Genomic DNA, 24,120 nt, shown 5'->3' on the forward strand with positions numbered 1-24,120 from the left:
AGTGCGTAGCGGTTAGGCTCGGCGCCTTCGCCGTAGCCTTCCGTCCGGAATTGCGTGAAAACAAAGGCTTCAGGCGACGAAGCCCAGCGCCTGTCCCTTGATCTTGCGGCCGGCGGCCTTGATCGTGCCTTTGGCGCCATCCAGCGCGCCTTCCTTCAGCTCCAGCGCCAGAAGCCGGTGCCGCTCATAGGGGCCGGGCATGGCAAGCGCTCCCGTGCGGTCGGCCGAAAAGCCGAACCGCCCGTAATAGGGCGCATCGCCGACGAGCAGGATCGCGCCGTGGCCGAGCCGCGCGGCTTCAGCGAGTGCATGCCGCATCAGCGCCGAGCCGATGCCGCCGCTCTTCAAGCCCGGCTCGACCGCGAGCGGGCCGAGCAGCAGCGCTGCCGGACCGCCTTCGCCCAGCCTCACATCCCACAGCCGCACCGTGCCGACGACCGCGCCCGACGCATCGCGGGCGACAAAGGCCAGGCCTTCCGAGGGCCGGCGGCCGCGCCGCAGCTTCTCGGATGACTTCTTCTTGCGCTTCGGCCCCATGGCGCGGTCGAGCAGCGCTTCGCGCGCCGCGACGTCGCCCGCGCCTTCGCCAAGGATGACGAAGGCAGGCGCCTGGGCGGCCCCCTCGTCCGGCGCGCCGCGCGAGCCAGCCTGTGCCCGCAGGGCCAGGGAGGGCGCAAACGCATTTTCAGGCGAAGTGGAAACCGGTTCGCCGTAAGAAAATGCGCCGAGAAGCGCTGCCGTCGAGCCGTTCTCCCCCGCGGAGAAAAGCTCAGCCGACGGTCCGGACGAGGGGGCAATTTCAGTGGCCGCGAAGGCCGATTTGGTCAGGTATTCCATGTCCGCGATCCTTCACGAGCGGAGATCTGTCCCACAAGCGAGCCCGGGCGGGCGACAGGCGCCCGCGCCGGTTTGATCTGAGCGGTTTCTTGCGAACTGCTCAGATCACGTAGGATCGGAGAGGTTCGAAGCCGTTGAAGGCGACCGCCGAGTAGGTGGTCGTGTAGGCCCCGGTGCCTTCGATCAGCACCTCGTCGCCGATGGTCAGCGACAAGGGCAGCGGATAAGGCGTCTTCTCATACATCACGTCGGCCGAATCGCAGGTCGGGCCGGCAAGCACGCAGGGCGCGGTCTCCGAGCCGTCATGACGCGTGACGATCGGATAGCGGATCGCCTCGTCCATTGTCTCGGCGAGACCGCCGAACTTGCCGATGTCGAGGAACACCCAGCGCACATTGTCGTTGTCGGCCTTCTTCGAGATCAGCACGACTTCCGACTTGATCACGCCGGCATTGCCGACCATGCCGCGTCCCGGCTCGATGATCGTCTCGGGCAGCGCGTTGCCGAAATGCTTGCGCAGGGCCGAGAAGATCGCCTGGCCGTAGGCCTGGGCCGCCGGCACGTCCTTCAGGTAACGGGTCGGGAAACCGCCGCCCATGTTGACCATCTTCAAGACGATGCCTTCCTCGGCGAGCGTCGCGAACACCTTCCTGGCGTCGCCCAGCGCGCGATCCCAGGCCGACAGGTCGGTCTGCTGCGAGCCGACATGGAACGACACGCCATAGGCGTCGAGGCCGAGGCCCTTGGCATGGCGCAGCACGTCGACGGCCATCGCCGGCACGCAGCCGAACTTGCGCGACAGCGGCCATTCCGCGCCTTCGCCGTCGGTCAGCACGCGGCAGAACACGCGCGAGCCGGGAGCGACGCGGGCGATCTTCTCGACCTCTTCGACGCAGTCCACGGCGTAGAGGCGGATGCCGAGCTGGTAGGCGCGTGCGATGTCACGCTCCTTCTTGATGGTGTTGCCGAAGGAAATGCGGTCCGCCGGCGCGCCGGCATCCATCGCCATCTCGACCTCGGCAACCGATGCGGTGTCGAAGGACGAGCCCATCGCAGCAAGCAGGCGCAGGATTTCCGGCGCCGGGTTTGCTTTCACCGCATAGTAGATCTTGGAATCGGGCAACGCCTTCTCGAAGGCGCGGAAATTGTCGCGCACGACATCGAGGTCGACGACGAGGCAGGGGCCGTTCGGACGTCGGGTGGCGAGGAAATCAAGGATGCGCTGGGTGGCCATCGGGTCTCTCCATAACGCCTTTCGGCGCGCAATAAGGCTGCGAGACGCGGGCTGTCGGCCTCGCGAACACGCGGTGGACAAAGGCGGGACGTCAATTCCATGGGACCAGCCGGTGGAGACCCCGGAACCATGAAATGCCGTCTCGCGGCGATGAACCTTGGCCTTGCCCGGCCTCGATTCGCTTTGTCTGCCTTGGCTTGGATGGGAGACCCGTCCGCACTGCCGGCAATGAAGGTGTGCCTCTTTAGTAACCCCGGTCTTTGGACAACCGGAAGAGAACCAGAAAGGCCCGCACCGTCGTTGCTTCAAGGTGTCCTCGGTCTTGTGGTTGGCCACTGACCGACTGGAGGGGTTGGCTCCAGTTACCTTACCGATTGCCCTCACCATTCGAGGATCGGCGGACACCCACAGGCACGTGCGACTTTGGGCAAGCGCGATATAGGAGCGAAGGATTTCACAATCAATAAAAATCGTATGCGCAGGTTGTAAAATTTCTGGCATCGAACAATGCTTGCCGCACTGTATCCGGATATCGAACGATGCCAGGAACTCAAGCACCGCTCAACGCCTTCCTCGATCTGCGCCAAATGCCTGTGGCGAATGCGGAATTGGGCCCGCTCGCAGGCCTTCGCCTTGCCGTCAAGGACATCTATGACGTCGCCGGCTACCGCACCGGCTGCGGCAACCCGCAAAAATTCGAGGAGGCGCACGCTGCCTCGAGCACGGCGCAAGCGGTGCAGACGATCCTCGACGCCGGCGCGCGATTCGTCGGCAAGACCCAGACCGACGAGCTGGCTTTCTCGCTGTTCGGCCAGAACGCGCATTTCCCCTACCCGGTCAATCCCGCCGCGCCCGGGCGCGTCACCGGCGGCTCCTCCTCCGGCTCGGCGGCCGCGGTTGCCGGCGGGCTGGCGAACATCGCCACCGGCTCCGACACCGGCGGCTCGATCCGCGCGCCGGCGAGCTTCTGCGGCCTGATCGGACTGCGCACCAGCCATGGCCGCATCCCGCTCGACGGCGCGATGAAGCTGGCATCGAGCTTCGACACGTTCGGCTGGTTCGCCGACGACATCGAGACCTATGAGACGGTCGGCAAGCTGCTGCTTGGCCGCGACCCGCACCAGCACCCGCTCAACCGGCCGCTGTCGATCCGCTGGCTTGACGCCTTCGTCACGGGTCCGGCCGAAGCCGCCGAATATGCGCGCATGAAGGCGCTGGCCGCCGGCGTGATCGGCCAGCCGGTAGAGACCGAATACGCTTTCGCCTCGTTCCCCGACGAGCTTTACTGGTGCTTCCGCCGCCTGCAGGCCTTCGAGGCCTGGCGCGAGCATGGTCCCTGGATTTCGGCCGGCGGCCGGCTCAGCCCGGGCGTCGAGGAGCGTTTCGGCTTCGGCCGCACCATCGACGCCAAGACTGCCGCCACCGAAGCCGCGCGCCGCCTGGCGTTCCGGGCCGAATTCGCGGCGCTGCTCGGCAACAATGGCTTTCTGGTGCTGCCCACCGTTCCCGGCGCGGCGCCGCTCGCTTCAAGCACGCCCGAACAGTTTCAGGCTTATCGCGAAAGGGCGCTGCATCTCCTGTGTCTTTCCGGTCTTTCGGGCTTTCCGCAGATCACCTTGCCGGTCGGCTCCGTCGACGACGCGCCCTTCGGCCTTTCGCTGCTCGGCCCTTCCGGCAGCGACGTTGCCCTGATACGGCTCGGCCGCAGGATTCTCGACGCGGCACGAAAGGTCTGACCATGGACACATTGACGCGCATGCGCGCCTTCATCGACGTGGTCGAGGCGGAAGGCTTTTCGGCCGCGGCGCGCAAGATCGGCCGCTCCAAGGCGCTGTTGTCGAAATATGTGCGCGAGCTGGAGGACGAGCTCGGCGCGCTGCTGCTCAACCGCACCACGCGCCAGTTCTCGCTGACCGAAGCCGGCCACACCTATTATCAGCGCGCCTCCGAGATCGTGCGTGAGGTCGACAGCCTCGCCGAGGCTGTGCGCCAGTCTTCCGGCGACGTTCGCGGCAGGATCAAGCTGTCGGCCGCCCGCACCTTCGCCGATGCGCCGATCGGTCAGTCGCTGGTCGACTTCGCCAGGCAGCACCCCGACATCGTGCTCGACATCCATCTCGACGACCGCTTCGTCGACTTGGTCGAGGAAGGTTTCGACCTTGCCGTGCGCATCTCGCGGCTGGAGAACTCCTCGCTGATCGCCAGGCGGCTGGCGCCGTTCTCGGTCAGGCTTTGCGCGTCGCCGGAGCTGATCGCCAGGCACGGCAAGCCGACACGGCCGCAGGATCTGGCCAACATGCCCTGCATCGTCGACACCAACGGCCGCTCGCTGGCCAACTGGCGCTTCAAGGGCGAAGGCGAAGACTCCATCAGCGTCGCCGTTTCGGGCCCGATCGAGGTCAACAGCCCGATCGTGGCAAGAGCCGCCGCGCTCTCCGGCCTGGGCTTCGCCATGCTGCCGGATTTCGTCGCCGCCCCCGACGTCGCGTCCGGCAAGCTGGTCACCGCGCTCGACGATCGTCTCCTGGCGGGCACCGGCATCTTCGCCGTCTACCCGCACCGCCGCTATCTGCCGGCCAAGGTGAGGGTCCTCGTCGATTTCCTGGTGCAGTGGTTCAAGACGCGCGACGCAGCGTGATAACCCGCGTCCCAATTTCGCCCCCTTTATGTTAACTCTCGGGTCTCACTCCCGAAGTCGATGGAATCGCGGCCCGGAATGCATCTGAAACGGCAAGCAACCATGCTGGCTTCGGTCCTCGCGGCCACATTCGCCTCGGTCGAGCAGGCCGAAGTGCACCCGCATGTCTTCGCCGAGGCTCGCCTCAACGTCATCCTCAGCCAGGATCACCAAAGTGTGACGGCGCTGCGTCACCTTTGGCGCTTCGATGACCTTTTTTCGAGTACGGTGATGATGGAGTTCGACAAGAACTCCGATCTGAAACTTGACGACAAAGAGCTCAAGGAAGTGGCCGACACCGTCCATTCCTCGTTGGCCGAGTTCAACTATTTCCAGCTCGTCACCCAAGACGGCAAGGACGTGCCGATGGTGCCGCCGCCGCATCTGATGGCGAACTTCGACAACGACCAGCTGATCATCCTGTTCGAGTCGCAGCCGAAGACGCCGATCAAGCTCGCCGGCAAAGTCGACATCGGCGTCTACGATCCGACCTTCTATACGGCGATCGACTTCACCGACGACGCCAACCTTGCCGTCGAAGGCCTGCCATCGACCTGCACCAAAAAGGTCATCCGGCCCGATCCTGACGAGGCGATCAAGGAAAACCAGAAGACCCTGACGGAGGCGTTCTTCAACGATCCGACAGGCACCAACATGAGCAAGATCTTCGCCACCAAGCTCGAGTTGAACTGCCCGCCGGAAGGATGATTTGGTGATGAAACCGTCGCTGCGCGCAAGCAGGTTCTGCAAAAGTGTCTCACGGTTTTGCGATCGGAAGCTGCGACAAACAAGGGAATCCAAGCGGATATTCGTGGGGCATCCCACGAAAATCCGCTTAGCGCTCGGCCTCTTGGCCGCCACCCTGGTGATCGCCCATATGCCTGTCGTCGCGCACGCGCAAAGTTCGCTCGGCATCGGCACCAATGACGGCATGGCGCCGACCGCAACGGGTCCGTTCGCCCATATCCTGATGTGGATCAATCTGCGTCAGCAGGAGTTCTACCATTCGCTGGCGGCCGCCATGAAGGCGATGCGCCAGGACGGCAGCAAGCTCTGGCTGCTGATCGGCCTGTCCTTCGCCTATGGCATCTTCCACGCCGCCGGCCCCGGCCATGGCAAGGCGGTGATCTCCTCCTATATGGTCGCCAACGAAGTGGCGTTGAGACGAGGCATCATGCTCTCCTTCGTCTCGGCGATGCTGCAGGGGCTGACGGCGGTGGTCGTCATGATGCTTGCCTATTTCGTGCTGCGCGGCACCGCGATCTCGATGACCGACGCGGCCTGGTTCCTCGAAATCTCGAGCTACGTGCTGGTGACGCTGTTCGGCGCCTGGCTTTTGTGGCGCAAGCTCGGGCCGTCGATCCTGCGCCTGTTCGGCAGGACGCCTGCCTACAGCCTGTCGGCCGCTCATGCCGGTCATTCGCATGGCGGGCATGCAGGGCATTCGCACGCTCATGCGCATGCACTGCACGAGCATGACGATCACGATCACGCCGATCACGACCACGACCACCACGACCATGGCCCAGGCGAAGTCTGCGACGCCTGCGGTCATTCGCATGCGCCGGACCCGGCGATGCTTTCGGGCGACCGCTTCGACTGGCGCACGGCCTGGTCGGCGGTGGCCGCCGTCGGCATCCGCCCCTGCTCCGGCGCACTGATCGTGCTGAGCTTCGCGCTGCTCAACGGCCTGTGGGTCGGCGGACTGCTGTCGGTGCTGGCGATGTCGATCGGCACCGCGATCACCGTCTCGGCGCTGGCGACGATAGCGGTGCTGGCGAAGAACTGGGCCGTCTATTTCGCCGGCGACGGACGCCTCGGCAACCGCATCCATTCGATCGTCGAGATCGGCGGCGCGGCCTTCATCTTCCTGGTCGGCCTGCTGCTGTTGTCGGCCAGCCTGTCTGGCGGCGTCTGATTTAAGGCCGGCTCGCCAAGGTGCGTTGAGATTCAGGTCAGGCCGAGCCGAAAATGGTGGCTTCCGAGAACCGGAGCGGAGCGTACTTAAGTACGTGAGCACCGGAAGCGCAGGAGGCTGCCATTTGCAGGCCGGCCTCACCTGAATATCAATGCACCTTTCCGCCCAGCTCGTCCTCGATATGCGCGCGGATAATTTCGTCGAAACTGCTTTCGGCGGCGAAGCCGAGTTCCCTCGCCCGCCTGGCCTCGAACCGCGTCGGCCAGCCTTTGACAATCGACCAGACGGTCTCGTCGGGCTGCTCGCAGATCCGCTTCGCGACCTCGGCGCCGGCGATGCGCTCCAGCGCCTCGATCTGCTCGCCGACTGTGACGGCGACGCCCGGCATTGTGAGGTTGCGGCGCGGACCAACCCCGTCGCCGTCGATCTCGGCTGCATGGATGAGGAAATTCACCGCCGAACGCGGGCTGGCATGAGTATGCAGCACCGATCGCGGCACCGGCAGGATCGCCTCCTGGCCGGCGAGCGGCTCGCGGATGATGCCTGAGAAGAAGCTCGACGCCGCCTTGTTCGGCTTGCCGGGGCGGACGCAGATCGTCGGCAGCCGGATGCCGATGCCGTCGAAGAAACCGCGCCGCGTATAGTCGGCAAGCAGCGCTTCGCTCATCTGCTTCTGCGTGCCGTAGGAGGTGAGCGGCGTCGGATGGAATTCGTCAGGGATGACATCCGGAAACGGCGCGCCGAACACGGCGATCGACGAGGTGAAGACGAGGCGCGGCGCGAACGCCGCCAGCCGCACGGCGTCGAACAGGGCGCGCGTGCCGTCGAGATTGACGCGGTAGCCGAGGTCGAAATTAGCCTCCGCCTCGCCCGAGACGATGCCCGCCAGATGGAAGATCACATCCGGGCGCGGAGCCACGAGAGCGGACATGGCGCCGGGCGCGGAAAGATCGCCGGTGTGGATCGAAACATCGACGCCGGCGATCTCCGGCGCCGGCGGCGCCGCGATGTCATGCAGGTCGAGCGCCGTGATCTTGCGCCCGCGCAAGGCGCCGTCCTTGGCCAGCCGTGCGATAAGCTTGCGGCCCACCATGCCGGCGGCGCCCGTGATCAGAATTCTCATCCTCAGAGACCTTTCTTGCGCTGGCTGCGTCCGCGCAGCCACAGGACGACGAACAACGCCACCATGAAGATGACGGCAATAACGGCTGCCAACACCATCGATACCTTGCCCGCGGCCAGCATGATGACCGGCAGGAAATAGGCTGCGAGGCCGAACAGGAGCAGTATCACGGCCGCGGCGATCGCCGCGTTGCGGGTGTCACGATCCATCAGCTGGCGGTCTTCGGTTCGAGGCTGTTCGGGTTCATCATCACGCCGCGATCAGTGATAGTGCCGGCGATCGCGCGGCGCATCATGCGCATGGTCGTGATCATGATGGTGGTCGTGCTCGTCATGGCTGTCCGCGCATTGGCCGAATTCGGGTTCGACAGTGGCATGCTCGATGCCATGCTCGGCCGCAAGCCGTTTCTTGATGGCGCTCACCGCGGCATGCGCATCGACGCCGTCGTTCAGGCAAGCATGCAGCGTCGCCATGTTGCTGGTCCCGTCGAGCGACCAGACATGCATATGGTGCACCTCGCGCACGCCCTTGACCGCGCCTTCGATGTCCTTGGCGATCAGGTCGCGATCGAGGCTGGCCGGCACGCCTTCGAGCAGGACGTGGGCCGCCTGGCGCATCAGCGACCATGCCGTCGACAGAATGAGCAGCGACACCAGCACCGACAGGATCGGATCGATGGGCGTCCAGCCGGTTGCCAGGATGATGAGCGCTGCCGCGATTGCCGCGGCCGAGCCAAGCAGGTCGCCCAGCACATGCAGGATGGCGCCGCGCATGTTGAGGCTTTCCCGATCGCCGCCATGCAGCACGAAGAAGGAAGCGATGTTGACCAGCAGGCCTGCCACCGCCACCACCAGCATCGGCCCGCCGAGCACCGGCGCCGGGTTCATCAGCCGCCCCCAGGCCTCGTAGACGATCCAGAGCGCAATGACGAAGATGGCGATGCCATTGGTATAGGCGACCAGCGTCTTCACCCGGGCGAAGCCATAGGTGAGGCGGCCGGTGGCCGGACGGCCTGTCAGGTGAAAGGCATACCAGGCAAGGCCGAGCGCGATGGCGTCGGCCAGCATGTGCCCGGCATCGGCGACCAGCGCCAGCGATCCGGTCAGCCAGCCGCCCAGCGCCTCGGCGACCATGAAGCCCGCGGTCAGGCAGGTCGCGATCAGCACCCGCTTCTTGTCGGTCGAGCCATGCACATGGCCGGAACCGGCCAAGCCGTGATCGTGCGAGCCATGGTCATGCGCCATCGCTGAACTCCTGTCACGCGCCGAAATCAGCGCGGAAATCCTCGAGCCGCCGCTTCTGGCCGCCTGCTCCGTCGAAATTCGCCGGATCGAGCCAGCCCTCATAGGCGTTGCGCAAGGCCGGCCATTCCTTGTCGATGATCGAATACCACGCCGTGTCGCGGTTTTCACCCTTGACCACAAGGTGTTGTCGGAAGATGCCTTCGAACCTGAAGCCGAAGCGCTCGGCGGCGCGCTTCGATGGCTCGTTGCGGTTGTTGCACTTCCACTCGTAACGGCGGTAGCCGAGATCGTCGAAGAGGTATTTCGCAAACAGGAACTGCGCCTCGGTCGCGGCCGGCTTGCGCGAGATCAGCGGACCCCAATAGATGTTGCCGATTTCGCCGACGCCGTTATTGGCGTCGATGCGCATCAGCGTCTGACGCCCGGCGATCTTGCCGGTCGCTCTGTCGATGACGGTGAAGAACAGCGGGTCCTCGCTCGCTTCGGCCTTGTCCAGCCAGGGCTGGAAGGCCGCGCGGGTCTCCGGCGGATAGTCCGGCAGCCAGGCGAAACGTCCGCCGGCGTCGGGCACCGACGACGCTTGGTAAAGACCATCGCCATGCCTTGCCGCGCTCAGCGGCTCGAGCCTGACCGTGCGTCCCTCGATCGGCTTTCGTTCCGGCCGCGGGCGCGGCTGCCAATTCTTCAGATCTTCCGACACGACCACTCCAATCCGTTTGACTTTTGCTGGCGGACGGTCACAAAAACGCTCGCTCACAGAAAGAACCACAGGGACGGGAAAAATGCTCCACACGATCGCGGCCTTCGACCGTCTCGGCGAGGAAAATGCCTTCGCGGTGCTGGCGAGGGCTACCGCGCTTGCCCATCAGGGTCGCGATATCGTCAATCTCGGCATCGGCCAGCCCGACTTCAAGACGCCGCAGCACATCGTCGAGGCGGCGATCAAGGCGCTGCGCGACGGCCACCATGGCTACACGCCGGCAAACGGCCTCTTGGCCACCCGCGAGGCCGTGGTACGCCGCACTTTGACCACCACCGGTGTCGAGGTGTCGCCCGAGAACGTGATGATCCTGCCCGGCGGCAAGCCGACCATGTTCGCCGCGATCCTGATGTTCGGCGAGGCCGGCACCGAGATCCTCTATCCCGATCCCGGCTTTCCGATCTACCGCTCGATGATCGAGTTCACCGGCGCGACGCCGGTGCCGGTGCCGATCCGCGAGGAAAACGGCTTTGCCTTCTCGGCCGACGAGACGCTGGCGCTGATCACGCCCAGGACCAGGCTGCTGATCCTCAACTCGCCCGCCAATCCGACCGGCGGCGTCACCCCGCGGGCCGAGATCGAGAAGCTGGTCAAGGGCCTGGAGAAGCACCCTGAGGTCGCGATCATGTCCGACGAGATCTACGACGTCATGACCTATGATGGCGAGACCCACTGCTCGCTACTCAACTTCCCCGAGATCCGCGACCGGCTGATCGTGCTCAACGGCTGGTCGAAGACCTGGGCGATGACCGGCTGGCGCATGGGCTGGTCGATCTGGCCGAACGGCGACAAGGGTGCGCATCTCTACGACAAGGTTCGCAAGCTGGCGGTGAACTGCTGGTCCTGCGTCAACGCGCCGAGCCAGTATGCCGGCATCGCCGCGATCGACGGCCCGCAGGACGACGTCGAAAAGATGATGCGCGCCTTCGACAACCGCAGGAAGATCGTGGTCGAAGGGCTGAACGCGCTGCCGGGCATTTCCTGCATCACGCCGAAGGGCGCCTTCTATGCCTTCCCCAATGTCTCGAAGACCGGCTGGAAGGCCAAGAAGCTTGCCTCGGCGCTACTCGAGGATGCCGGCGTGGCGCTGATCGGCGGCCCCGATTTCGGCGTGCTCGGCGAAGGCTATATCCGGCTTTCCTACGCCAATTCGGAGGAGAACATCCTGCGCGCGCTGGAGCGGATCGAGGCGTTTTTGGCAAAGTGAGCTCGGTTCCCTCGGTCGGCGATGTTCCCCTCTGGTGAGTGGCTCGCCCCGAGCCACCATTATTGCATCCTTGCGGCCGGCCGGAGTCCGCCGGCATGGTCTTTGCAAACATCGTCACCGCATGATGACCGGGCGCAGGCACGTGTTTGATCCAGCGCAAGGTGCCGGACTGCCCCACGTCGTAGGATTACGCATGCAACGTCAGGACAGACCCCATGCGCAAAGGCTTGATGAAATCGGCGGCCGCAATCAGCGGCGTCTTGGCCCTTGTCCCCGGGGCCGCGTGTGCACAGGCATTGGATGCCGACAGATATGCCTATGGTCCTGGGATGATGTGGTGGGGCGGAGGTTGGGCGATGATTTTCGGTCCGTTGTTCATGATCCTCTTTTTCGTCGTCCTTGTGGGTGCCGTCACCCGCTGGCAGCGGGGGCCGGGCGCGGTGCCACCCCATCAGACGTCGCCGGGTCGCATGCCTCTCGACATTCTCAAGGAGCGCTTTGCGCGCGGCGAGATCGACAAGAACGAGTTCGAGGAACGCCGCCGAGTGCTCGGCGACTAAAGCAATTCCAGGAAAAGTGTGAGCGGTTAGGCCCGGCGCCGCCGGCTCATCCGCGCCCGACAAACGGCATCTTCGTCGCCATCACGGTCATGAACAGCACATTGGCGTCGAGCGGGAGGCTGGCCATATGCAGCACCGCGTCGGCGACGCGCTGCACATCCATCACCGCTTCGGCGGCGATCGAGCCATTGGCCTGCGGCACGCCCACCGTCATCGGCTGCGCCATCTCGGTCAGCGCATTGCCGATGTCGATCTGGCCGCAGGCGATGTCGAAGGGCCGGCCGTCAAGCGCCAGCGTCTTGGTGAGCCCGGTGATCGCGTGCTTGGTCGCCGTATAGGGCGCTGAGCCCGGGCGCGGCGTATAGGCAGACACCGAGCCGTTGTTGATGATGCGGCCGCCCATCGGCTTCTGCCGGCGCATGGCGCCGAAGGCTGCGCGAGCACACAGGAACGATCCCGTCAGGTTGACGCCGACGACGTCGTTCCAGACCTCGACCGGGATCTCGTCAATCAGTGTCGACTTGTAGCCCATGCCGGCATTGTTGAAGAGCAGGTCGACGCGGCCGAAGCCTTCGAGCACGGTCTCGAACATGTCGTCGACTTCGTCGGCCTTGCTGATGTCGCAGGCGATGGCCAATGCTTTGGCTTGCGTCTTGCCCGCATCGGCGATCGCCTCTTCCAGCAGCGTCTTGCGGCGGCCGCAGAACACCGTGTTCCAGCCTGCCTTGAGCAGCGCCGTCGCGACGCTCTTGCCGATGCCGGTGCCGGCGCCGGTAACGATGGCGGTCTTCTCTGCTATGGCTGTCATCGCCGTCCTCCGGTCATGGATGGAAAGACGTGGCATCGCAAATGACAGGGATGATGGCAAGCCGCTGCTGGCGATAAAAAACGGCCAACAAAAAGGGCGGCCATTGGCGACCGCCCCGATCTGAACCGCGCTTGGGAGGAGGAAAAGCCGGTCCGACTGATTAGAATGATGCGCTTGCTGGGTTAACGGAAGATTAACGACCGGCAAGGCGTCCCCGAAAGACGTTTACCAAGCCGAATCACCACGGTGAATTGGGCGCCGTTCCTGCCGGCACCTTGGCCGCCGAAACCGTCGCCTCGACATGATCGACCAGGGCGTCCGGCAGGCCGAGCCGGCCGGCGAGCAGGTCGAGATAACCGCGCTCGGTGCGCGTGTCGGGATCGATGGTAAGCCGCGAGGCGGTGTAGAGTTCGAGCTTCTGCGCATCGGTCTTGGCGCCGGCGACCAGCGTGTCGAGATCGAGCGGGCTTTCGAGCTCGGCAAGCAGGAACTTTTCCGCTTCGGCGCCGATGCCCGCGAGCTTGAGCTTGTCGGCGATCTTCTTGCGCTCGTCATCGTCGACATGGCCGTCGGCCTTCGCCGCCGAGATCATCGCCCTGACCAGCGTCAGCGTGAACTCGGCCTCGCCCTGCGGCGCCTGCGAGGGGTGGAAGGCCGTGTCGGCCGGCGGTGGTAACAGTTCCGGCTGGCCGGCTGCTGGTGCCTGCGCCGGCTCCTTGCCGGCCTTGTAGTTCTGATAAGCCTTGCAGGCGAGGCCTCCGATCGCAGCCAGGCCGCCGAGCTTGACGGCCGCGCCCGTCACCTGCCGGCCAGTGCCGGTGCCGAGCAGCACGGCTGCCAGCGCGCCGGCGGCGAGCGGATTGTCCTTTGCCATCTGCACCGCCTGCCCCGCCTTGTCGCGGACAGTCGAGCCGGTCCCGGGGATTTGCGAGCCGAGAAGGTCGTCGAGCAGCTTCTTGGGATCGAGCATCAATGCCTCCAGAATGGGCCCGGCCGAACGCGCCCGGGCAGGGTTTCGGACCGGCAAGAGGTAGGCCCCGTGCATCGACATTACAATGACGGGGGCAGCTTTTCGCTCGCAGAGCTGGCCGCTCTAATTGCCGATATGGCGCTTGCCGCCGCGCGCTTGCGCCAGCTTGACCTGGCGGTGGCGTTCGGCATAGCGCTCGCGATCCTCGTCGGACCGCGCCTCAAAGCAATGCGGGCATGAGACGCCGATTGCGTATTTCGGCGACAGCCGGTCCTCGACCGTCAGCGGATGCCGGCAAGCCCGGCAGAGCTCCGCCTCCCCCTCGACCAGACCATGCGAGACGGAGACCCGTTCGTCGAACACGAAACATTCGCCTTGCCAGAGGCTCTCTTCGGCCGGCACGTCCTCCAGATATTTCAGGATGCCGCCCTTGAGATGGAAGACGTCTTTGAGGCCGAGCGATTTCACATAGGCCGTCGCCTTCTCGCAGCGAATGCCGCCGGTGCAGAACATCGCCACCTTGCGGCCTTCGAGCTCTCCACGATGCTGCTCGACCCAGGCGGGGAACTCGCGGAAGCTGGTGGTCTTGGGATCGACCGCGCCCTGGAAAGTGCCGAGCGAGACTTCGTAGGCGTTGCGCGTGTCGATGACGAGCGTGTCGGCATCCGATATCAGCGCGTTCCAGTCGGCCGGCGCGACATAGGTGCCGGCGCTCGCCGCCGGATCGATGTCCTCGACGCCCATGGTGACGATCTCGCGCTTCAGCCGCACCTTCATGCGGTGGAACGGCATTTCGGCGGCGGCGCTGTATTTGATTTCGAGACCGGTAAGGCCTTCGGTGGCTTGCAGATGGTCGATCAGCGCGGCAATCGCGTCCTCGTTGCCGGCAACGGTGCCGTTGATGCCTTCATGCGCCAGAAGCAGCGTGCCCTTGATGCCGCGGCCGCAGCAGAAGGCGGCAAGCGGCGCGCGAAGGGCCTCGTATCCGCCGAGCCGCGCGAATTTATAGAGCGCGGCGACGCGGACTGGCTGAATTTCCATGGCTGTTGTCATGGTCATGCCACTAGACCGTGGTGAAAGCGGTTTCAAGGCGGAGGAGCCTCAAAGGCCGGCGGCGATCCGTTGCGCGGCATCGCGACACGCCTGCCTTCGTGGACTTGGCATATCCCTTCTGCTAATCGGTTTAAAATGATCGAGATGGAGACCAGCACATGACCAGCAAGACTGAAAAGCTCCTGTCGCTTCTCAACGGTCAACCGGTCATCCCGGTGCTGAAGATCGCCAATGTCGCGGACGCGGTGCCACTCGCCCGTGCCTTGTCGCGCGGTGGCCTTCCGGCGATCGAGATCACGCTACGGACCGCCGATGCGCTGGAAGCGATCCGCCGTGTGGCCGCCGAGGTCGAGGAAGCCTTGGTCGGCGCCGGCACCATTCTAGACGCGAAGCAGTTCGACGAAGCAGCCCGCGCCGGTTCGAAATTCATCGTCAGCCCCGGCATCACCGGCCAGCTCCTCGACGCGGCCAAGGACAGCCCCGTGCCGCTACTGCCCGGCGCCATCACGCCCGGCGAGATCATGGCCGCGCGCGAAGCCGGCCTGCGCTTCCTGAAATTCTTCCCGGCCGAGCAGTCCGGCGGCATCGCTTCGCTGAAGGCTTTCGCCTCGCCGCTCGCCGACGTGAAATTCTGCCCGACCGGCGGCATTACGGCCAAGAATGCCGCCGACTATCTGAGCCTGCCCAACGTCATCTGCGTCGGTGGCTCCTGGGTCGCGCCCGACGATCTCATCAAGGCCGGCAAGTGGGACGAGATCGAAGCGCTCGCACGCGAGGCAAGCAAGCTCGCCAATTAATCCGCCGGATCACCAGGGCAACGGGCCGTTCTCGTCGAAATAGCCGCCCGTCGGTCCGCCGGCCTCCAGCGTCGCCAGCCGCACGATGATCTCGGCCGCCTGCTGGACAGTGCGGTGCCCCCTGCCCCCGTTCAGGTCTGTCGCAGTGTAACCGGGAGCAGCGGCGTTGACCGCTATGCCGCGCGGCGAAAGTTCCCTGGCGAAAGCCACCGTGACGGCATTGAGCGCCGTCTTCGAGCTGCCATAACTCATGAGATTGGGCGACTGGCTGTCGCCGGACGCGCGCGCGATCGAGCCCATATAGCTGCTGACCATGACGACCCGGGCTGCGGGCGTTGCCAGGAGCAGCGGCAGAAACGCCTGTGTGACCCGAACCGGGCCGAAGACGTTGACGTCATAGGTGGCTTTCATGTCATCTACACTCTCGCGGCTCGGCGGCCGCTCATAGCGGCCGTCCGGGCCGAGCGCCTCGACATAGCCGGGTGCAATGCCTGCATTGTTGACCAGCACCTCCAAGGCAGGCGCCCGCGCCGCGACTGTCTTGGCCGCAGCCGCCACGCTATCGTTGCTGGTAACGTCGAGTTCGAGCCACTCGACGTCGAACCCTTCGCCGCGCAGCGCCTGCGCCGCTGCCTCGCCGCGCTCGGCGTCGCGAGCACCGAGCCAAACCTTGAATCCCATGGCGGCCAGCCGACGGGCGGTCTCAAGCCCGATACCTTTGTTGGCGCCGGTAACCAGCGCGTTCTTTTGCGTCGTCATTCCAGGTCTCCTTCTTGGCGACCTAGACATGGCATCAACCGACCTACTTCGCGCGCCGGATCCTCGCGTCCTCTTGCCTAATCCTCTCAGGTGCGCGTCTTCGCGTCACCAGGTGCGCGTCTTCGCGTCACCAGGTGCCGCGTCACATGGTTGCGCGGCCTGCATGGATCGCACATGCTGCAACGATGAACGAAGCGCTGCACGAATTGATCGTGATCGCCGGCCGCCATGCGCGCGGACGGCGGACGAAGACCGCTATCCCGCGCGTAACGATCGGCTGCAGCGAAGTCCCGACGCCGCCGCTGCCCGAGCTCTGTCAGCCGACCACGCTCTTTGTCCTGCAGGGAACCAAAACGGTGCTGATCGGCGACCGCACGCTTGCCTACGGCGCCGGCAGCTATTTCGTCTACGCGGTCGAGACACCCGCCACCAGTCAGCTCATCGAGGCGAGCGTCGCGCAGCCTTACATGGCCGTCGCATTGTCACTCAATACCGAGCTGATCGCCGGCCTGCTCATCGAGCACAAGCCGGCGATCGATGGCGATAGCTTCGTGACCAATCATGTCGACGACTTGCTGCTCGATGCGTGGCGCCGGATGCTGCGGCTGCTCGACAGGCCGGGCGAGATTCCTGTTCTGGCGCCGATGCTCGAACGCGAGATCGCGTTCCGGCTTTTGCAAGGCCCGCAGGGCGAAAAGCTGCGCCAGCTCGCGCGCACCGACGGCCGCCTTTCGCAGATCCGCCGCGCCACGGCCTGGATCCGGGCGCATTACAACGAGCCGATCGATGTGACGCAATTGGCCGAGCTGTCGCATATGAGCAATGCCGCCTTTCATCGCCATTTTAAGGCGGCGACGGCGATGAGCCCGATCCAGTATCAGAAGCAGCTTCGTCTATTGGAGGCGCGCCATCTGCTGATCGCCCGACCGGGCAGCGCGGCGCATGTCGCGTTCACCGTCGGATACGAAAGCGCCTCCCAGTTCAGCCGCGAATATGCGCGTCAGTTTGGATTGCCGCCCGCGCGCGACGCCGCGCGACTTCTGGCCAAGGGCGAAGCGGCTGCGCTGGAAGTCGACTGAGCATAAAAACCCGGCCGGCTTGCACCGACCGGGAATAGGACCTGGATGCAATCAGTGGCCGCGTTGGGTCTGGCGGGCTCGCCTATTTCGTCTGGAAGCGCGCGACCGAGAGGAACTTCACCGCGTTGCCCGTGAACCGGCTTGCGTCCGGCACTCCGCCATCCGCCTGGAAGCCGGCCGTATACACTTCGCTCGGCGGCGTATGCACGATGTTGTAGGCATAGCGCGGCGCTGTCGTCGGGTCGGATACCGCGGCAATGTTGACGCCGCTGCCTAACGCCCAGCGCGCGGCTTGCGGCGGCGTCGCCACCACCATGGCCTTGGGCCCGGGCTTCAGATCGTGGGCAGACGCCCTGGCTTCCTTGGCCGTCGTCTTCACGCCGGCGCCAATCGCCTGCGCCGGATCGCTCCCGGCCGGGAGCGCGGCAATGGCCTGGCGCGGCGAGGCCGCATCGACGCCCGACGGATCGTTGAACGCGGAGCGCGGCTCCGGCTCGGTCAGCGACGCAAGCTGGTATTCGGCGCCGCCGACGCCATCGGCCCCGACGGTGGCATTGGCCTGTTCGAGAACGGCTTTGATCTCGTCCTGCTTGCCGGGCTGCGGCCGCGCGGTCGGCAGCACGGAGAACGCGTCGGTCGCGCTCTTGTCCTGCGAAGCGGTTTCGGCCAGCGCCAGAAGCACGTTCTTGTCCTTCGGCACCAGTTCGGCCAGCGTCGAGCGGTCGGGACGCCAAGTCGGCAGCGGGATGTTGTTGACCGCTACCTGCGCCGGGTCGGCGCTCGCGGCCTCAGCGGCACTGGCCGTGCCGAACGGAACCTTGCCGGGCACGGGCGCCTGCGCCGTCGAAACCGCCTGCTCGGTCGTCGCCGAGGCATCCGCCATGGCGAACGGCACGTTCTGCGGCGTCTGCTGGCCGACATCGACCTTCGGACGCGGCGCGAAGTCGGGCAACGGGATTTCCTTGGGCGGCAGGGCGGCGATGATCGTCTCCGGCGTATCCTGCTGCGGCTGCTGCTGCTCGTCGGCGCTGTCATCCGCGATCTGCGGGATGCTGGCGCGCTTGGCATCCTTCGGCGAGACAATCGCGATGCCCGGAAGATTGCTGTCGCGTGCCGTGGCGGCGCTCGCGACCTGAACCTGCTTCACGGCTTTCCGCTGCGGCGCCGGGGCACTTTCGTCGGCGGCGTCGTCGGCCTCGTCGGCACCGCCGCCGAACAAGGCCGCAAGCAGGCCGCCGGAGCGCTTGGTCGAGCCGCCGGCGCTGGCCAGTTCGATGTTCGGGGTGCCGGCTCCCTTGCGGGCCTGGTACGCTGCCACCGCTTGCTCATAGCCGGGCAGCGGGCGTCCGTCACTCGGCACATGCAGCGTCTTGCCGTTGGGGAACAGGCTGACCAGTTCCTGGCGGCTGATGCCCGGCCAATGGCGCACGTTGCCGACATCCATATGCACGAAGGGCGAACCGGAAGTCGGGTAATAGCCAACGCCGCCGCCCTGCATCTTAAGGCCGATGTTGCGCAGTTTCTTCAACGGCACGCCGGGGATGTAGAAATCCATCGCCTTGCCCAGCATGTGCTGGCTCTTCTCGGCGACGCCGCGGCTGCGCGAGCGCAACAGCGCGTTGGTCGACGGCGAGCGATAGCCGCAGACGACCTGGATATAGTCGGTCGCGCCGCTTTCGCGATAGGCTTCCCAGACGAGGTCGAGCAGCCGCGGGTCCATTTTGGTCGGCTCGTTGCGGCGCCAGTCGCGCAGGATGATGTTGATCTTGCGCAGGCCTTCGGGATCGTAGCGGCCATTGCGCTTGTAGACGATCTCGGCCTTCTCGTGGGTGTGCAGGTGATAAAGCTTGAGCGTACGAACCTCGGCCCGGGCGCCCGATGTCGCCGCGGACAGAAAACCGACGGCCAAAATCACGAACGTCAGCCACCTCGGCCAGACGCTCATGTGAAAATGCCGCCCGTTTTTATGTCGTTCGACTTCGTTCAAATCAAAAGGCCTTGCAGGCTGCCGTTTGTCCCCGGATTTGACCAAACGGATGCGTGGTTTTCACATCCGAATATCGATCCTAATGGTTAATCATCGTTTATTGAAGCCGAAATGCGGTAACACCGTGGCGATATCCCGTCAAAAATGATGCACAGCATTTCGTGGTAAACCGCTGGTTTATATCAACAATCCGGCCTCGCTCAGAACACGATCTGTTACCGTTAGCGTTAATGCGTGATCCTCGGCAACGCCAACCGCTGAAAACCAAGCGTTTTCAGGTCAAAAGCGACAATTTGACTCGGATTTTAGGCAGGCAAGCTGGTTCGAGCCTTGCCTGTCACGAGGCAAGCCGGTCGACGCGACCAGCTTCGGGATCAATGCCATATTCCTTCAACTTGCGGTAGAGCGTCGAGCGGCCGATGCCCAACCGCCGGGCGACTTCGCTCATCTGGCCGTTGTAATGGTCGATCGCAAGCTTGATCATCTCGAGCTCGACGTCGGCCAGCGCCCGCACATTGCCGCGCTCATCGAGCGCACGGAGCGTTCCGAAACGCGGCTGCGGCCTGGCTGGCGCCCCGCCGTCGGACAAAGCAGGTCCCGTCGTGTCGGCAACCTCATCCCCATGCAGGGTCGCATCCGCAACCGTATCTGCGATGGCGGATGCCGGTTCCGCTCCGAGATTGACCGTTCCTTCCACTTGCGCCCGGATCTGCGGGAATTCCTCCTCGGTCAGCACATCGCCCTCGGCAAGCACCGACGCGCGGAAGACCGCATTCTCCAGCTGGCGGATGTTGCCCGGCCAGTCATAGGCCTGGAGCATCGCAAGCGCCGTGGCAGATATGCCGGCAAGGCGGCGGCGCGGATCGGTCGGAGCGACCTTTTCCATGAAATGCCGGACCAGGTAGGGAATGTCGTCGCGGCGGTCGCGCAGCGGCGGCACGAAGATCGGGTAGACGTTCAGCCGGTAGAACAGGTCCTCGCGGAACTTGCCGTCCTTGACCTGCTGCAGAAGGTTGCGGTGCGTGGCCGAGATCAGCCTTATGTCGACCTTGACGGTCGAGCGGCCGCCGACAGGATCGACCTCGCCTTCCTGCACGGCGCGCAAAAGCTTGACCTGGACGTCGAGCGGCAAGTCGCCGATCTCATCGAGGAACAGCGTGCCCGAATGCGCCTCGACGAATTTGCCGGTGTGCTTGTCAGTGGCACCGGTGAACGAGCCCTTCTCATGGCCGAACAGGATCGATTCGACCAGATTGTCGGGGATAGCGCCGCAATTGACCGTGACGAAGGGCTTTGAGCGGCGGTCGCCGCTGCCTTGGATGGCGCGCGCCACCAGTTCCTTGCCGACGCCGGATTCGCCTTCGATCAGGATCGGGATGTTGGAGGCCGCCGCCTTTTGCCCGAGGCGTATCACACGGTCCATTGCCGGGCTGCGCGTGATCATGTCCTTGAAGGTGAGATGCCCGCCGCCGCGCCGCCGCGACACACGCTTCATCTCGTCCTCGACGGCTTCTACCTTGAGCGCGTTGGAGATCGCGGTCTGCAGCCTGTCGGGCGACGCCGGCTTGACGACGAAGTCGAAGGCGCCGTGCCGCATCGCCGAGACGACGGTTTCGATGCCTCCCTGGGCGGTCTGCACGATGACGGGAATGTTGATGGCGCGCTCGCGCATCGCCCTCAGCACGCCGATGCCGTCGAGACCGGGCATGACGAGATCGAGAATGACGACGGAGACCTCGCGCGCGTTCGGCCCGTCGAGCACGTCGAGGCCGGCGGCGCCGCTGTCCGTGACGATCGCGGTGTGGCCGAACTTGGTCAACGCGGCCTCGACCAGCCTGCGCTGTACCGGATCGTCATCGACTATGAGTATGGAACCTGTCATGACTGTTTGAGTTGTCCGCCCGAGAAAATCCCATGGATCATCTTGGCACAGGGTTCTAAATAAGGTTTCAAAAAACCCGGTGAACGAATTCCTTAGGATTTGACCGGCTTCTCCTTTCCCTTTGATTCTGGCTCTTGGCTCAAAGAAGGTATCGTCGATGCGCATGATGTTTGGTCGGCGGCTTGCGGCCCCAGCGTCCGGCCAGGGCGCGGCGGAGCTTGGCGACCTGCCGGAGTGGAATCTCGCCGATCTCTATTCGGGCATGGAAGCGCCCGAGTTGAAGCGCGACATCGCCAAGGCGGCCAGCGACGCCATCGCCTTCGAAGCCCGCTGGAAGGGCACTTTGGCCACCGAGGCCGGGCGCGGCGGCGCCGGCCGGCTCGGCGAGGCGCTGAAAACCTATGAGGCGCTCGAGGAGCTGATCGGCCGCATCGTCTCCTATGCCGGCCTCGTCTATGCCGGCAACACCGCCGATCCGCAGCGCGCCAAGCTCTATGGCGATGTCCAGGAAAAGATGACGGACGCCAGCGCCCATCTCCTGTTCTTCGCGCTCGAGCTGAACCTGATCGACGATGCGGCGATCGAGAACGCTTTGGCCGCCGACAAGGCCTTCGGCCACTACCGGCCCTGGGTGCTCGACCTCAGGAAGGACAAGCCCTACCAGCTCGAGGATCGCGTCGAGCAGTTGTTCCACGAAAAGTCGGTCACCGGGCGCGGCGCCTGGAACCGCCTGTTCGACGAGACGATGACCGACCTGCGCTTCGACGTCGACGGCGAGGAGCTGACGCTCGAGCCGGCGCTGAACCGATTGCAGGATGCCAATGGCGAGGTGCGCCGCCGTGCTTCCGAGGCGCTCGCGGCGACCTTCCGCAAGAACCTGCGCACCTTCACCCTCATCACCAACACCTTAGCCAAGGACAAGGAAATCTCCGACCGCTGGCGCGGCTTCCAGGACATCGCCGACTCGCGCCACCTCGCCAACCGCGTCGAGCGCGACGTCGTCGACGCGCTAGCCGAGGCCGTGCGCGAGGCCTATCCGCGGCTGTCGCATCGCTACTACGCGATGAAGGCGCGCTGGCTCGGCATGGAAGTGATGAACCACTGGGACCGCAACGCGCCGCTGCCGGAGACGCCGCAGGCCGTGATCCGCTGGGACGACGCAAGGGACACAGTGCTTTCCGCCTATCAGCGCTTCTCGCCCGACATGGCCGAAATCGCCCGCGGCTTTTTCGATCGCAGATGGATCGACGCGCCGGTGCGGCCGGGCAAGTCGCCCGGCGCCTTCGCGCATCCGACGGTGCCGTCGGCGCATCCTTATGTGCTGCTGAACTACATGGGCAAGCCGCGCGATGTGATGACGCTGGCGCATGAGCTCGGCCATGGCGTGCACCAGGTCCTGGCCGCCGGCCAGGGCGCGTTGATGGCTTCGACGCCGCTGACGCTGGCCGAGACCGCCTCCGTCTTCGGCGAGATGCTGACCTTCCGTTCACTGCTCGAGCAGACCGCTGACCGCCGCGAGCGCAAGGCCATGCTCGCCCAGAAGGTCGAGGACATGATCAACACCGTCGTGCGCCAGATCGCCTTCTACGAGTTCGAGCGCAAGGTGCATGCCGAGCGCAAGAACGGCGAGCTGACCTCGGACAGGCTCGGCGAATTCTGGCTGGAGGTGCAGGCCGAGAGCTTGGGGCCGGCGATCAAGCTGCGCGAGGGCTACGAGGTCTTCTGGACCTACATCCCGCATTTCATCCACTCGCCTTTCTACGTCTATGCGTATGCCTTCGGCGATTGCCTGGTGAATTCGCTCTACGCCGTCTACCAGAATGCCGAGCGCGGATTTCAGGACAAGTATTTCGAGATGCTGCGCGCCGGCGGCACGAAGCATCATTCCGAGCTTCTGGCACCCTTCGGCCTCGACGCCACCGATCCCGCTTTCTGGCAGATCGGCCTTGGCGTGATCGGTTCGCTGATCGACGAATTGGAGACGCTCGACAATTGACGACAGCAACGGCGCAGGCATCGACCGTAATAGTTTAGCCGGAACGCATATTAGCAGGATCTATTCTTACCCTAAATAGCTGTTCTTGAATAACTCTCCGGCGCATTTTTCAACTAGCTTTCGACAAGCCATATGATAGCGTCCGGCCTCAAGCTCAGCCGGACGCATCGCGCAGGCCAGAGATGGCCGATCGCGCCGCCACGGCGAATGCGATGACGGCCGTCGGCTTCGGACAAGGCCAAACGCCGATGGCTCGATTGAAGCCCGGCGATTGCGCCGACCACGGAACCTTTGACGATCCCTGGCGTGAGCTCGTCTTTCCGGGCCTCAGCCGACAGATCGGACTGGAGAGGGAAATGAGCACTTTCTTCTACATGCTCCTGGCGTTCGTTGTGGGTGTCCTGGTCGGCTGGTTTATCTGGGGCCGCCTGCGCGGCGAGCTAGACAGCCTGCGTGGCGATCTCGACCGCACGCGAAGCGAGCGCGACAGGCTGCGCGCCGATAGCGATCGATTGAAGGGCGAGCTCGACGCCAGCGGCCGTGCCCGCGCCGATCTCGAAAGCCGGCTGCGCGATACGCCTTCCGCCAAGGCCGGCGCCGACAAGGCCGCCACACCGGCCCCGGCGGCGCTGATGTCGACGACATCGGCGGCGGCAAAGGCCGGGCCCACAAAGCCCGCCGCTGCAAAGAAGCCGGCCGCAACGAAGACTGCGGCGGCACCGAAGCCGGCGGCCAAGGCCGCCGCGCCGAAGAAGGCGGCAGCGCCCGCGGCAAAGAAGGCGGCAGCGCCGCAGGCCAAGTCCGGCAAGGCAGACAATCTGCGACGCCTCATCGGCATAGGTCCGGTCAATGAAAGGCTGCTCAAAGGCCAGGGCGTCACCACCTACGCCCAGATCGCCGCCTGGACCGCCGCCGACGTCAAACGCATCGAGGAGGTGCTCAATTTCGACGGCCGCATCGAGCGCGAAAAATGGATCGAGCAGGCCAAGCTTCTCGCCGCCGGCGATGAAGCGGAGTTTGCCAGGCAGTTCCCAACAGCTGGAACCGCAAATAACACCTGAACATCGAGCCGGCATGGCAAACGCCGTCGATTGGCCAGAGACACCGCCACTTCGTCATCCTATGGCGTAGCAAGGAGCGAAGCGACGCAGCGCAGACCATAGGATCCTGTGTGTTGATTCCGGTGTATGGTTGAAGTGGGAAGGAGACCGAGTGGATCTTGGTCGTCC

At 64.8% G+C, this 24,120-nt stretch carries 22 protein-coding genes; 10 read left to right on the plus strand and 12 right to left on the minus strand.

What is annotated here, in order from left to right; genetic code table 11:
- Positions 1-69: 69 nt before the first annotated feature.
- A complete protein-coding gene (locus tag FJ425_RS19260) occupies positions 70-594 on the minus strand; it encodes an N-acetyltransferase (protein WP_246673401.1) in 525 nt (174 codons plus the stop codon).
- A gap of 343 nt (positions 595-937) precedes the next feature.
- Positions 938-2,071, minus strand: coding sequence for an ornithine/lysine decarboxylase (gene odc2, locus FJ425_RS19265; RefSeq protein ID WP_140632351.1), 1,134 nt, complete (start codon positions 2,069-2,071; stop codon positions 938-940).
- 539 nt (positions 2,072-2,610) lie between these two features.
- Between odc2 and FJ425_RS19270 the strand changes: the two genes are divergently transcribed.
- The 4 genes from FJ425_RS19270 to FJ425_RS19285 all read left to right on the plus strand — a co-directional run bounded on the left by FJ425_RS19270 (position 2,611) and on the right by FJ425_RS19285 (position 6,666).
- The gene (locus FJ425_RS19270; protein WP_140632354.1) at positions 2,611-3,807 is read left to right on the plus strand and encodes an amidase; all 1,197 of its coding nucleotides are present in this window, start codon (positions 2,611-2,613) and stop codon (positions 3,805-3,807) included.
- 2 nt (positions 3,808-3,809) lie between these two features.
- On the plus strand, positions 3,810-4,709 hold the full coding sequence (locus tag FJ425_RS19275; RefSeq protein WP_140632356.1) for a LysR family transcriptional regulator: 900 nt from the start codon (positions 3,810-3,812) through the stop codon (positions 4,707-4,709).
- A 78-nt stretch (positions 4,710-4,787) separates the two neighbouring features.
- Entirely contained in the window at positions 4,788-5,456 is a 669-nt protein-coding gene (locus FJ425_RS19280; RefSeq protein WP_140632359.1) for a DUF1007 family protein, read from the plus strand.
- Positions 5,457-5,559: 103 nt separating this feature from the next.
- Positions 5,560-6,666 carry a nickel/cobalt transporter gene (locus tag FJ425_RS19285; RefSeq protein WP_140632361.1) on the plus strand — a complete coding sequence of 369 codons (1,107 nt, stop codon included), beginning with the start codon at positions 5,560-5,562 and terminating at the stop codon, positions 6,664-6,666.
- Positions 6,667-6,814: 148 nt separating this feature from the next.
- On the opposite strand, the gene denD is transcribed toward FJ425_RS19285, so the two are convergent.
- The 4 genes from denD to FJ425_RS19305 are packed head-to-tail and all read right to left on the minus strand — an operon-like array spanning position 6,815 to position 9,733.
- The gene (gene denD / locus FJ425_RS19290) at positions 6,815-7,789 is read right to left on the minus strand and encodes a D-erythronate dehydrogenase (RefSeq protein WP_140725421.1); all 975 of its coding nucleotides are present in this window, start codon (positions 7,787-7,789) and stop codon (positions 6,815-6,817) included.
- A gap of 2 nt (positions 7,790-7,791) precedes the next feature.
- The gene (locus FJ425_RS19295) at positions 7,792-7,998 is read right to left on the minus strand and encodes a hypothetical protein (protein ID WP_140725424.1); all 207 of its coding nucleotides are present in this window, start codon (positions 7,996-7,998) and stop codon (positions 7,792-7,794) included.
- A gap of 51 nt (positions 7,999-8,049) precedes the next feature.
- Positions 8,050-9,033, minus strand: coding sequence for a cation diffusion facilitator family transporter (locus FJ425_RS19300; protein ID WP_140542834.1), 984 nt, complete (start codon positions 9,031-9,033; stop codon positions 8,050-8,052).
- A 13-nt stretch (positions 9,034-9,046) separates the two neighbouring features.
- A complete protein-coding gene (locus FJ425_RS19305; RefSeq protein WP_140542833.1) occupies positions 9,047-9,733 on the minus strand; it encodes a GNAT family protein in 687 nt (228 codons plus the stop codon).
- Positions 9,734-9,815: 82 nt separating this feature from the next.
- On the opposite strand from FJ425_RS19305, the gene FJ425_RS19310 reads away from it, so the two are divergent.
- Complete coding sequence (locus FJ425_RS19310; protein ID WP_140725427.1) at positions 9,816-11,000, plus strand: pyridoxal phosphate-dependent aminotransferase; 1,185 nt, start codon at positions 9,816-9,818, stop codon at positions 10,998-11,000.
- A 215-nt stretch (positions 11,001-11,215) separates the two neighbouring features.
- Positions 11,216-11,560 carry an SHOCT domain-containing protein gene (locus FJ425_RS19315; RefSeq protein WP_210241696.1) on the plus strand — a complete coding sequence of 115 codons (345 nt, stop codon included), beginning with the start codon at positions 11,216-11,218 and terminating at the stop codon, positions 11,558-11,560.
- Between the two features lie 46 nt (positions 11,561-11,606).
- On the opposite strand, the gene FJ425_RS19320 is transcribed toward FJ425_RS19315, so the two are convergent.
- The 3 genes from FJ425_RS19320 to FJ425_RS19330 all read right to left on the minus strand — a co-directional run bounded on the left by FJ425_RS19320 (position 11,607) and on the right by FJ425_RS19330 (position 14,379).
- Positions 11,607-12,368, minus strand: a complete 762-nt coding sequence (locus FJ425_RS19320; protein ID WP_140725430.1) for an SDR family oxidoreductase — start codon at positions 12,366-12,368, stop codon at positions 11,607-11,609.
- A 238-nt stretch (positions 12,369-12,606) separates the two neighbouring features.
- Positions 12,607-13,338 carry a tellurite resistance TerB family protein gene (locus tag FJ425_RS19325; protein ID WP_140725433.1) on the minus strand — a complete coding sequence of 244 codons (732 nt, stop codon included), beginning with the start codon at positions 13,336-13,338 and terminating at the stop codon, positions 12,607-12,609.
- A gap of 123 nt (positions 13,339-13,461) precedes the next feature.
- Positions 13,462-14,379 (minus strand): rhodanese-related sulfurtransferase, encoded by a 918-nt coding sequence (locus FJ425_RS19330; protein WP_140725436.1) that lies wholly within the window; start codon positions 14,377-14,379, stop codon positions 13,462-13,464.
- A 170-nt stretch (positions 14,380-14,549) separates the two neighbouring features.
- On the opposite strand from FJ425_RS19330, the gene FJ425_RS19335 reads away from it, so the two are divergent.
- Positions 14,550-15,188: a 2-dehydro-3-deoxy-phosphogluconate aldolase gene (locus FJ425_RS19335; RefSeq protein ID WP_140725440.1), complete on the plus strand. Its 639-nt coding sequence runs from the start codon at positions 14,550-14,552 to the stop codon at positions 15,186-15,188.
- A gap of 9 nt (positions 15,189-15,197) precedes the next feature.
- Here the strand turns inward: FJ425_RS19335 and FJ425_RS19340 are convergent, their stop codons facing one another.
- Positions 15,198-15,947 carry an SDR family oxidoreductase gene (locus FJ425_RS19340; protein WP_140725443.1) on the minus strand — a complete coding sequence of 250 codons (750 nt, stop codon included), beginning with the start codon at positions 15,945-15,947 and terminating at the stop codon, positions 15,198-15,200.
- 185 nt (positions 15,948-16,132) lie between these two features.
- Here FJ425_RS19340 and FJ425_RS19345 point away from each other — a divergent pair, with 185 nt between their 5' ends.
- Positions 16,133-17,026, plus strand: a complete 894-nt coding sequence (locus FJ425_RS19345) for an AraC family transcriptional regulator (RefSeq protein ID WP_140725446.1) — start codon at positions 16,133-16,135, stop codon at positions 17,024-17,026.
- A gap of 82 nt (positions 17,027-17,108) precedes the next feature.
- Here FJ425_RS19345 and FJ425_RS19350 read toward each other — a convergent pair whose 3' ends face one another.
- Together FJ425_RS19350 and FJ425_RS19355 are read right to left on the minus strand one after the other, a co-directional pair.
- On the minus strand, positions 17,109-18,971 hold the full coding sequence (locus FJ425_RS19350) for a DUF882 domain-containing protein (protein WP_140725449.1): 1,863 nt from the start codon (positions 18,969-18,971) through the stop codon (positions 17,109-17,111).
- A 379-nt stretch (positions 18,972-19,350) separates the two neighbouring features.
- Entirely contained in the window at positions 19,351-20,895 is a 1,545-nt protein-coding gene (locus tag FJ425_RS19355; RefSeq protein ID WP_140725452.1) for a sigma-54 dependent transcriptional regulator, read from the minus strand.
- 157 nt (positions 20,896-21,052) lie between these two features.
- On the opposite strand from FJ425_RS19355, the gene FJ425_RS19360 reads away from it, so the two are divergent.
- Both FJ425_RS19360 and FJ425_RS19365 read left to right on the plus strand, forming a co-directional pair.
- The gene (locus tag FJ425_RS19360; protein ID WP_181175975.1) at positions 21,053-22,891 is read left to right on the plus strand and encodes a M3 family oligoendopeptidase; all 1,839 of its coding nucleotides are present in this window, start codon (positions 21,053-21,055) and stop codon (positions 22,889-22,891) included.
- Between the two features lie 356 nt (positions 22,892-23,247).
- Positions 23,248-23,952, plus strand: a complete 705-nt coding sequence (locus tag FJ425_RS19365; protein WP_140725546.1) for a proton-conducting membrane transporter — start codon at positions 23,248-23,250, stop codon at positions 23,950-23,952.
- Positions 23,953-24,120 lie beyond the last annotated feature (168 nt).

This window comes from Mesorhizobium sp. B2-7-2, assembly GCF_006440775.1.
Classification (GTDB): domain Bacteria; phylum Pseudomonadota; class Alphaproteobacteria; order Rhizobiales; family Rhizobiaceae; genus Mesorhizobium.